A 9,196-nucleotide genomic window follows, 5' to 3' on the forward strand; every position below is an offset into this window, starting at 1 on the left:
CTTCCCGCCTGCGCCGCGCTCGGCGCCGCGACCGTCGGGCGGCGCCGCGGCCAGGTCTGGGAGCAGATCGACCTGCCGCGCGCGCTCGGGGGCGACTGGCTGCTCAGCCTCGGCAACACCGCGCCGCTCGCCGTGCGCGCCCGCCAGACCGTGGTGATCCACGACGCGGGCGCCTTCGACACGCCCGAGTCCTACGGCCTCGCCTTCCGCTCCTGGTACCGGGTGCTGCACCGCGCGCTCGCGCGGCTCGGCGCGCGCATCGTCACGGTCTCGTCCTTCTCGCGCGACCGGCTGGCCCTGCGGCTCGGCCTCGACCCCGGCCGTATCGCCGTGATCCCGGAGGGCGCGGAGCACATCCTGCGCGCGCCTGCGGATGCCTCGGTTCTCGATCGGAACGGCCTCGTGCCCGGCCGCTACGTGCTCGCGGTCGGCACGGGGGCGGCGCACAAGAACCTCGCCGCGCTCGGCGCCGCCGCCTCGTTGCTGCACGCGCGCGGCGTGCGGCTCGCGATCGCGGGGCGTGCCGATCCGGCCGTGTTCCGCGCTGCCGGCAGTGCCGCCGGGGCGGTCGCGCTCGGCCGCGTCAGCGACGCCGAACTGCGCGCGCTCTACGAGCATGCCGCCGCGCTTCTGTTCCCCTCGCGCTACGAGGGGTTCGGCCTGCCGCCGGTCGAGGCGATGGCCTGCGGCTGCCCGGTGGTCGCGGCGCGGGCGGGAGCGGTGCCGGAGACGGTGGGCGACGCGGCGCTGCTGTTCGAGCCCGAGGCGCCCGGGTCGCTCGTCGCGGCGCTGACGCGGCTGCTCGACCAGCCCGGCCTCGCCGAGGAGCTCGGCGCGCGCGGGCGGGCGCGCGCCGCCCGCTTCACCTGGCGCGCGGCCGCCGAGGCGCTGCGCGACGCATTGCCGGCGGATCTCCGATGAGGGTCGCGATCGTCCACGAATGGCTCGACACCTATGCGGGCTCCGAACGGGTGCTCGAGCAGATGCTCGCGGTCTGGCCGGAGGCGGACCTCTACGCGCTGTGCGACTTCCTCCCCGAAGCCGAGCGTGGCTTCCTCGGCGGGCGCATCCCGCGCACCACCTTCATCCAGCGCCTGCCCTTCGCGCGCCGGCGCTTCCGGATGTATCTCGGGCTGATGCCGCTCGCGATCGAAACGCTCGACCTCTCGGGATACGACCTGGTCGTCTCGTCCTCGCACGCGGTGGCGAAGGGCGCGATCACGGGGCCGGGCACGCTGCACCTCGCCTATGTCCACTCGCCGATGCGCTATGCCTGGGACCTGCAGGCGCAGTACCTGCGCGAGGCCGGGCTGGAACGCGGGCTGAAGGGTGCCTATGCGCGCTGGCTGCTGCACCGGCTGCGCCTCTGGGATCATGCGAGCGCCGCGCGCCCCGACGCGATCCTCGCCAACTCGCGCTACATCGCCGAGCGCATCCGCAAGGTGTGGCGCCGCGAGGCCGAGGTGCTGCATCCTCCGGTGGATACGGACTCGTTCACGCCCGTCGCGGCGAAGCAGGACTTCTACCTGATCGCCTCGCGCATGGTGCCCTACAAGCGCGTCGATCTCGCCGCCGCCTCGTTCCGGCGCATGCCCGACCGCAGGCTGGTGATCGTCGGCGACGGGCCGCAGATGCGGGCGGTGCGCCAAGCCGCCGGCGACGCACCGAACATCAGCTTCCGCGGCCATGTCGGCAAGGCCGAGCTCGTCGCGCTGATGCAGTCCGCGCGCGCGTGCCTGCACATCGCCGAGGAGGATTTCGGCATCGCCATGGTGGAGGCGCAGGCCTGCGGCACGCCGATGCTCGCCTTCGGCCGCGGAGGTTCGTGCGACATCGTGCGCACGCCCGAGGAGAGCGACGCGCCGACGGGACTGCTGTTCGCCGAACAGACGGCCGAGGCGCTGATCGAGGCGGTGGAGCGGTTCGAGCGCAACCGCGGCGCGTTCACGCCCGCCGCCTGCCGCGCCAATGCCGAGCGCTTCTCGGCGGCGCGGTTCCGCGACGGGCTGCGCGCGGCGGCCGCGCGGCATCTCGGCCATGGCTGAGCCGCGCTTCTCGCTGATCGTCGCCACGCGCGGCCGCGACGCCGATCTCGGCGCGCTGCTCGACTCGCTCCGCGCGCAGGGACGCGACGATCTCGAGGTGATCGTGGTCGATCAGAACGCGGACGACCGGCTGGTGCCGATCCTCGCCCGCTTCGCCGACCGCCTGCCCGTCACGCATCTCCGAAGCGACCGCGCGCATGCGAACCGGGCGCGCAATCTCGGACTCGCCGAGGCGCAGGGTGCGATCGTCGCCTTCCCCGACGACGACTGCATCCTGCCGCCGGGGGTGCTCGACCGCGTGGACGCCGCCTTCGCCGCCGATCCCGCCCTCGCGGTGCTGACCGGCCCCGCCGCCTCGCCCGCGGGCGGGCTCGGCTCGGGCCGCTGGCGCACGAAGGGCGGGCCGATCACGCTCGCCAATCTCTGGACCAGCGTGATCGAGTTCAACCTGTTCCTGAGGCGCGACGTCGCGCGCGCGCTCGGCGGCTTCGACGAGCGCATGGGACCGGGCACGGGCTGGGGTTCGGCCGAGGGCAACGATCTCGTCGCGCGCGCGATCCGCGCCGGGCACCGGGCGCGCTACGACCCGGCGCTGCGCATCGTCCATCCGGACAAGCGGCTCACGCCGGTGGCCGTGGAGCGTGCGCGGGTCTACGGCGCCGGCCTGGGCGTCGCGCTGCGCCGGCATGCGCCGGGGATCGGCGTCTGGCTGCCGTTCTTCGTCCGACCGCTCGGCGGGATGATGCTCGCCGCACTCAGGCGCGACCGCCTCGGCGTCGCCTACTACCTGGCGACGTTCCGCGGCCGGCTCGAGGGCTTCCGCGCGCGCGAGGCCCGCTCATGACGCTTCGCCTCGCCGTCGGCATCGCCACGCGCAACCGTCCGGGCATCCTCGCCGAGACGATCGCGGAGCTTGCGCGCCAGACGCGCGCGCCGGATGCGATCCTGATCTGCCATGTCGGGCCGGAGGACGTGGGCGATCTGCCGGCGACGCGCCCGGACATCGTGTTCCTCGCCACCACCCCGGGCCTGCCGCGCCAGCGCAACGCCATCCTGGAGGCGACCGACGCCGACATCCTGCTGTTCCTGGACGACGACTTCCTCGCGGCAGCGGAGTACCTCGCGGTTCTGGAGCGGGTGATGGAGGCGCATCCGGACTGCGTGGTCGCGACGGGCACCGTGATCGCCGACGGTGCCAAGGGGCCGGGCATCAGCGTCGAGCAGGGCCGCGCGCTGCTCGCCGCCGACACGGGCCCCGCCGATCCGCTCGCCGCCGCGCCGCACTTCAACGGCTACGGCTGCAACATGGCGGTGCGCATGCGCGTGGTGCGGCAGACCGGCATCCGCGTGGACGAGGCGCTGCCGCTCTACGCCTGGTACGAGGACATCGACTTCACCCGCGCGCTCGGCCGGCATGGCGCGATCCTCCGGCTCGCGGGTGCGCGCGGGGTGCATCTCGGGGTGAAGCAGGCGCGCACGCCCGGGCTCCGGCTCGGCTACAGCCAGATCGCCAACCCGGTCTATCTCGCGCGCAAGGGCACCTTCCCCTGGAGCCACGCGATCCCCTCGGCGGCGCGGCACACGCTGATCAACGCGGTGCGCTCGCTCGCGCCCGAACCCTACGTGGACCGTTTCGGCCGACTGCGCGGCAACCTGCTCGCGCTGTGGGATCTCCTGCGCGGCCGCGCCGCGCCGGCGCGCGTGCTGGAGCTCTGATACCCGGCCGACAACGGTTCGACCTTTGCCGGCCGGGCATCAGGCCTTGGTTGTGCGCGCGGCCGCCCCTTGAGCCCCGCGCGCCATACCCTCCGCACAAAGGTCAAACCCTTGTGCTCCGGGTATGATCAGGGCGCGGGAAACAGCGCGTCGCTGCGGCCGAGCACGCGATACACGAGCAACCCCAGCCACTCGCGCAGGCCGGCCTCGAACATCTGCAGCCGTTCCGGGAACGGCGCGTCGTAGAGCGCGGCGAAGCCGTGCCCGGTGCGGTAGTTCACCGGCCAAGGCACCACCTGCCAGCCGGCGCGGCGGAACGCGCCGACCGAGCGCGGCATGTGGCTCGCCGAGGTCACCAGCAGCCAGGTCTCGCCCGGCTTCGGCTCCAGCAGCCGGTGCGTGAAGACCGCGTTCTCCCAGGTGTTGCGCGAGCGGTCCTCGTAGGCGACGCGGCCCTCCGGGACGCCGAGCGCGGCGAAGAGGCGCCGCGCGACATCCGCCTCGGTCAGCCGGCCATGGACGAGCGAGCCCTGGCCGCCGGTGAAGGCGAGCCGCGCCTCGGGGTAGCGGCGCGCCAGGGCGACCAGTTCCGTCATCCGCTCCGCCGCGCCGTTCAGCGCCGGAATGCCCCGCGCCTCGGTGAGGTTCTGGTCGACCGCGCCGCCGAGCACGATCACGCCGTCGACGCGCGCGGGCGGCGCGGCGGGTCGCGCGAAACGGTCCTCGAGCGGCATGACCACCCAGGGCGCGAGGGGTGTGGCGAGCACCGCGACGTAGACGCCGAGCCCGACGGCCAGCGGCCAGCGCCCCCAGCGCCGGCCGCGCCAGACCAGCGCCAAGCCGATGCAGGCGAGGAGCAGCGCGAAGGTGCCGGGCCGCGCGACCAGCCAGAAGGTCTTGGAGAGGATGTGCAGGATCGTGTCCATCCCCCGCTCCTACTCCGCCGGGTCGCGGCGGCGCCAGATCTCCACCGGCCCGCGCTCCTCCGCCACCGCGGCGGCGAGCGCGTAGCGCGCCGCGAGGGCTTCCTCCACCATCCCGATCGCCTCCCGCCGCAGCGTGTGCATCCAGCCGCGATCGACGATGATCGCCGCCGGTCCGGCGGCGAGCACGCGGGCGAGTTCGAGATCGGCGTCGACCGGCAGCGCGCGGAAGAACCGCCCCGAGAGCTGTGCGGGAAAGGCGAAGCGCGTGGCCACGTTCATCTCCGCCAGCACCAGCACCACGGCGTGGTAGTTCATCATGAACACGCGCGAGCCCGCCGGCACGGTCTCGCGCAGGGCCGCGGCGACCTGGCGGACGGGGTCGGGCTGGTAGAGCCCCCTGCCGTCGAGCAGCCGCGGGGCCGCGTCCATGCGCCAGGCATCGAGCGCCAGCAGGCCGACCAGCAGCGCGACCGCCGCGCGGTCGCGGGCGGGCCACAGCGTCGCGGCAAGACGCCACGCCCCGAGCGCGGCGAGCAGGCCGAGCGGCGGGAGGAGCATCAGGAAGTAGTGGCGGAAGAACATCCCCGGTGCGGCGACGCCGAGAGCCGCGACCGCGAACCACGACCAGCCCAGCGCGAGCAGGCGGCGATGCTCCGCGATCGGGCGCACCGTCGCCACCGCCGCCAGCAGCATCGGCGCGGCGGCCGTCAGCAGCTCGGCGACCACCACCCAGGCCGCGAGCCCCATCGGCAGCCGCGCGAGGCCGTAGCGCAGCGGCGCCTCGACCAGCGCGTCCCAGAGCGTCGCCCCTTCGCCCATCGCCAGATAGGTCGCGCCGAGCAGCAGGATCGGCGTGGCGCAGAGCGCGGCGTAGGCGCCCGCCAGCGCCAGCACGCGCCGCCAGGCGAGCACACCGCGCCACCACGGCAGCAGCACGGCGAGCGCGAAGGCGAAGCAGCCCTCGAACACCACCACCTGCTTGATCACCAGGCCGCAGCCGACCAGGAGGCCGATCGGCACGAGGTCGCGCAGCCGCGGCGCCTCGCCATGGTCGAGAGCGCGCCGCGCCAGGCGCGTCGCCAGCGCGAGCGCGCCCACCACGAAGGGGGCGAACAGGATCTCGGTGTTGGTCGCGAGCCCCGTGAACATCGGGGTCAGCACGACATAGGCGAGCCCGGCGGTGAGCGCGATCGCGGGCACCCCGCCCGCCGCGCGCACCAGGAGATGGAGCGCCCAGCCGGCGAGGGCGACACAGAACGCGCCGAGCAGCCGCACCGAGCGGATGCTCTCGCCCGCCAGCGCGAGTGCCAGCGCGATCAGCGCCGGCGCACCGGGCGGGTGCATGTCCCACACCGCGACGAAGGGCCAGTTGCCGCGCAGCCACTCGCGCGCCTGGAGCATGTAGAGCCCCTCGTCGGTGTCGATCACCGCAGGCACGAAGGCCATCCAGCGGCAGGCGAGCGAGACGGCCAGCAGCAGCGCGAACACGCCCGGCCCGCGCAGGACTGTCGCGATCATCGGACGTGCCATCCCGGCGCGAACACCGTCAGCCCGTCGATCCGGGCCAGGAGATCGCGCGCCGGGTCGAAGCGCGCCGCGACGATCGCCAGGCTCTCCTCGTCGCGCAGCACGTAGAGCGTGCCGGGCTCCCACCGTCCGGCCTCGAGTGCGGCGGTCACGCTCAGGCGCAGCCGCCCGAGCGCCTCGCGATCGATGCGCGAATGGTAGATCGCGTCGGTGGCAAGGCCGTGCAGCGCAGCGAAGCGCGCGATCTCCTCCCAGTGCGCGCCGAGATTGCCGGCCGGCACGGCACGAATGCGGACGTAGCGCCGCGCCGCCTCGCCCCAGAACGGATCGGCGAGCCGTTCCGACGGCGTGCGCGGCGCGTCCGCGACCAGGGCACGGTAGCGGGCGAGCCCGCCGCCGATGTCGGCGAGCTGCAGCGCAAGCGCGCCGACCAGCAGCAGCCCCGCACGCCGCCCGCCCCAGCGCGCGGCCACGGCGGCGACCGCGGCGAACAGCATCGCGTAGGCGAGCGGCCAGAAGAACCGCTCCGAGGCGCGCAGCAGATCGGCACAGCGCTGCACGAGCGCGGGCAGAGGGACCTCGGCGATCACATGGCCTGCGACCGCGACGCGGTTCGTCACCGCGAAGGCGAGCATCGCCAGAAGCGCAACGACCAGCGGCGCGTGCCGGGCGAGCGCCGTGCGCCAGCCGAGCCGGCCGGTGAGGAGGGCGGCGATCCCGGCGCCGAGCAGCAGGAACGATCCGGCGCCGAGATAGGAACCTCCATGCTCCCAGTGGCGCAGGGTGGGCAGCGCGGGCAGAAGGCGGCCCCACTCCACCGGATCGAAGGGGGCGAGCAGATCGAGGCCGATGGCGCCGTAGCCCGGCCCGATCGGCTTGAGCGGGCCGGGGAGGCTGAAGAATCCACCGAGCCAGAGCCCGAACGCGACCGCCGCGACCACCGCGACCGCCTCGCCGGCGCGCGCGGCCAGGCGCCGGCCGCTGCGCCCGCGCGCGACGAGATCCGCCGCCCAGAGCGCCGCCGTCATCGCCAGCAGATAGGCATTGATCAGCGCGGCCGTGCCGAGCAGCAGCGTCCAGGCAAGGCCCTGGCGCCGCCCGGCCGGGTCGCGCAGGCAGAGCACGAGCCCCGCGAGCAGCAGCCAGTGGGCCACCAGCGCGAAATGCCCGCCCATGCGGTTGATCATCATGGGCTGGAAGGCGAACAGCGCCGCGCCGGCCGCACGCGCGAGCGGAGCGCGCGTGGCGAGCCCGATCAGGCGCCAGGCGAGGCCGGCCTGCAGCGCACCGCAGGCGACCAGCCAAGGTCCCCAGTACTGCTCGACCGAGACGACGTCGCGCAGCGCCTTCAGCGCCAGCGCGAGCAGCGGCACAACATCGACGTAGAAGATCGCGCTCGCGAGTTCGAGCCCGTAGGCGGGGTTGAGGCCGGGCGGCAGCGTCCAGGGTGCGCGGCGGAAGAAGGTCCAGGCGAGCCAGTACGCGACCGGATCGGGGCCGAGCGGGCCGGCGAGCATCCAGCCGACGTCGCTGGTGTCGAGGATGCGCGGGCCGAGGGCGAGGATCGCCACCGCAGCGCCCGCCAGCACGGCGGCGAGCAGCGACAACGCCATCGCGGTGCCGCTGTGCGCGGGCCGGGCCGCGAGACTGTCGGGAGGGCGCGCCATGCGGCGGGATCAAGCCCGGGCAGCGTGGCAGAGGCAAGGCGATCAGGTGCCCTCGGCCTCGGCGCGCTCGGCGAGACGCAGCCGCGCGGCGGGGACGGGGCGGTGCGCGAGGCCGAACACGTCGCGCGCGAGGAAGTGGCCGGTCAGCCGCAATCCGGCGGCGACCTCGCCGGGCCCGGCCGCGCTGTCGCCGCGCAGGAAGCGTGGCAGGACGAGCAGCCGCTCCGCCCAAGCGCCGGCGCCCTCCGCCGTCACGGCGCGGCCGGTGCGCGGCGAGACATAGGCGAGGCCGTCGCGGCGGCCGGTGACGGCGCAGGCGGAAAGGTCGAGGCCGTAGCCGAGTTCCGCGAGCAGGGCGACCTCCCAGCGCACATAGTCGGCGGCGAGGGATACGCCTTCGCCGATGCGCGCGAGCAGGCCGGCAAGCCCGGCATAGGCGAGCGGATGGGGCTCGTGCTCGGGCAGGGCCGCCTCGGCGACCGCGCAGGCGGAGGCGAGGATGGCGAGCGACCACGGCTGGTCCATGGCGGCGGCGGCGATCGCGGCCACCGGTTCGCCGGTGAGGTGGCCGAGCTGGTCGGCGAGTCGGGCGCTCCAGGCGACGGCGAGGACGTTGCCGGGCTGCCAGAGGCCGCGCTGGCGTGAGGAGGCGCCGCCGCGCACGTGGCCGCGCCAGTGTCCGCGCGCGCGGGCGAGGACCGAGACGATGGCGTGGCCCTCGCCGTGCGGGCGGGCGGCGAGCACGATCGCCTCGTCCTGCCAGCGTTCCATGCGTGGCGCTGTGTCCGGTGTCGTGGGCTGTCGGGGCGATGGAAGGGCGGACGGTGCGCGCGGGCAAGCCCCATGCGCGCGGGGCGATCCCCGGCCGTGCCGGCTGGACATAAACATATGCTTATGTCATCCATGGCCATGGACCAGATCATCACGGCACTCCGAGCGATCGCGGAACCGACCCGCCTGCGTCTGGTTGCCCTCGGCGCCGAAGGCGAATGGTGCGTCACCGATCTCGTCGAGATCCTCGGCCAGTCCCAGCCGCGCCTGTCGCGCCATCTCAGGCTGCTCGCCGAGGCGGGCGTGTTCGAGCGCGCGCGCGAGGGACCGAACGTCTTCTTCCGCCTCGCCGACACCGGCCCCGGCGCCGCGCTCGCCCGCGCCGCGCTCGCGCGCGTGCCCGAGGACGACCCGCTGCTTGCCGCCGACCGCCACCGCGCGCGCGGCGATGCGCAGCGCGATCGGATCGGCGAGCAGGTAGTCGCCCATCGGCGCGTGCGGGGCCTGGTCCTCGAGGCTGCCCATCGGCAGCAGGATGGTCGGG

At 74.6% G+C, this 9,196-nt stretch carries 9 protein-coding genes; 5 read left to right on the top strand and 4 right to left on the bottom strand.

Going from position 1 to position 9,196, the window contains the following annotated elements:
* The 4 genes from FK498_RS14860 to FK498_RS14875 form a co-directional block, all read left to right on the top strand.
* Positions 1-921: glycosyltransferase family 1 protein (locus tag FK498_RS14860; RefSeq protein WP_141855860.1), on the top strand; the 921-nt coding region annotated here is incomplete at its 5' end.
* Positions 918-2,045: a glycosyltransferase gene (locus FK498_RS14865; RefSeq protein WP_141855862.1), complete on the top strand. Its 1,128-nt coding sequence runs from the start codon at positions 918-920 to the stop codon at positions 2,043-2,045. The genes FK498_RS14860 and FK498_RS14865, both read left to right, overlap by 4 nt.
* The gene (locus FK498_RS14870; RefSeq protein ID WP_161988432.1) at positions 2,038-2,889 is read left to right on the top strand and encodes a glycosyltransferase family 2 protein; all 852 of its coding nucleotides are present in this window, start codon (positions 2,038-2,040) and stop codon (positions 2,887-2,889) included. The genes FK498_RS14865 and FK498_RS14870 overlap by 8 nt, the downstream gene beginning before the upstream one ends.
* A complete protein-coding gene (locus FK498_RS14875) occupies positions 2,886-3,761 on the top strand; it encodes a glycosyltransferase family 2 protein (RefSeq protein ID WP_141855866.1) in 876 nt (291 codons plus the stop codon). Before FK498_RS14870 ends, FK498_RS14875 begins: the two co-directional genes overlap by 4 nt.
* 128 nt (positions 3,762-3,889) lie before the next feature.
* Here FK498_RS14875 and FK498_RS14880 read toward each other — a convergent pair whose 3' ends face one another.
* From FK498_RS14880 to recO, 4 genes are read right to left on the bottom strand one after another with little or no spacing between them, the layout of a single operon-like run.
* Entirely contained in the window at positions 3,890-4,687 is a 798-nt protein-coding gene (locus FK498_RS14880) for a YdcF family protein (protein WP_141855868.1), read from the bottom strand.
* Positions 4,688-4,696: 9 nt separating this feature from the next.
* Complete coding sequence (locus FK498_RS14885) at positions 4,697-6,205, bottom strand: glycosyltransferase family 39 protein (RefSeq protein ID WP_161988433.1); 1,509 nt, start codon at positions 6,203-6,205, stop codon at positions 4,697-4,699.
* The gene (locus tag FK498_RS14890) at positions 6,202-7,881 is read right to left on the bottom strand and encodes a DUF6311 domain-containing protein (protein WP_141855872.1); all 1,680 of its coding nucleotides are present in this window, start codon (positions 7,879-7,881) and stop codon (positions 6,202-6,204) included. The genes FK498_RS14885 and FK498_RS14890 overlap by 4 nt, the downstream gene beginning before the upstream one ends.
* A 42-nt stretch (positions 7,882-7,923) precedes the next feature.
* Positions 7,924-8,652 carry a DNA repair protein RecO gene (gene recO / locus FK498_RS14895; protein WP_141855874.1) on the bottom strand — a complete coding sequence of 243 codons (729 nt, stop codon included), beginning with the start codon at positions 8,650-8,652 and terminating at the stop codon, positions 7,924-7,926.
* Between the two features lie 138 nt (positions 8,653-8,790).
* Between recO and FK498_RS20235 the strand changes: the two genes are divergently transcribed.
* A partial coding sequence (locus FK498_RS20235) for a helix-turn-helix transcriptional regulator (RefSeq protein ID WP_141855876.1) occupies positions 8,791-9,196 on the top strand: 406 nt, incomplete at its 3' end.

This window comes from Elioraea sp. Yellowstone (assembly GCF_006704265.1).
Taxonomy (GTDB): domain Bacteria; phylum Pseudomonadota; class Alphaproteobacteria; order Acetobacterales; family Acetobacteraceae; genus Elioraea.